We start from the raw sequence: 776 nt of genomic DNA on the forward strand, positions 1-776 counted from the left end.
TAGGTGTTTAGTCCCGGGGTTTGATGGTGTGATATTTTCACGAGAGTGGAAGGAAGCATTATGGGACAGATACGTCATGGGAGCGCCACGACCACGCACGCCGTGCGAGCAGCAATACAGCGATCGCAGGCTTCGCTCGCGGCGCTGAGCGAGGAGTTCGGGATCAACCCGAAGACAGTGGCTAAATGGCGGAAGCGACAGAGTGTCGAAGATCAGAAGACAGGTCCTAAAGAGCCGCGCTCAACGGTCCTGTCCGAGACGGACGAAGCGATGATCGTGGCCTTTCGCCGGCATACGTTGCTGCCGCTGGATGACTGCCTTTATGCCCTGCAGGCCAGCATTCCCTATCTGACACGCTCGGCCCTGCATCGCTGCCTTCAGCGTCACGGGATTTCACGACTGCCGGACATGGAGGGGGACAAAGCCAAACGCCAGCGCTTCAAACGCTACCCGATCGGGTTCTTTCATCTCGACATAGCGGAAGTCCAGACCGCTGAAGGCAAGCTGTACCTCTTCGTTGCCATTGACCGGACAAGCAAATTCGCTGTCACACAACTGGTCGAGAAAGCTGATCGGAAGACGGCCTGGGAATTCCTCGAACATCTCCTGAGCATCATCCCTTACCGGATCCACACCATCCTGACCGACAATGGGATCCAGTTCGCTGACCAACCCCGTAATCGCAATACGGCCTGGTCGCGTCCCATGCGCTTCGACATGATCTGCGAAGCCCACGGGATCGAACATCGTCTGACGAAACCCAATCATCCCTGGAC

The 776-nt window shown here is 57.1% G+C and carries 1 protein-coding gene; it reads left to right on the plus strand.

The window, feature by feature from the left end:
- Window positions 1–60 precede the first annotated feature (60 nt).
- Window positions 61–776, plus strand: a 716-nt coding sequence (locus tag ACP7IZ_RS13760; protein ID WP_154971758.1) for a DDE-type integrase/transposase/recombinase, incomplete at its 3' end; no start/stop codon positions are given.

It is taken from the genome of Acetobacter sp. AAB5 (assembly GCF_050106715.1).
GTDB lineage: Bacteria > Pseudomonadota > Alphaproteobacteria > Acetobacterales > Acetobacteraceae > Acetobacter > Acetobacter oryzifermentans.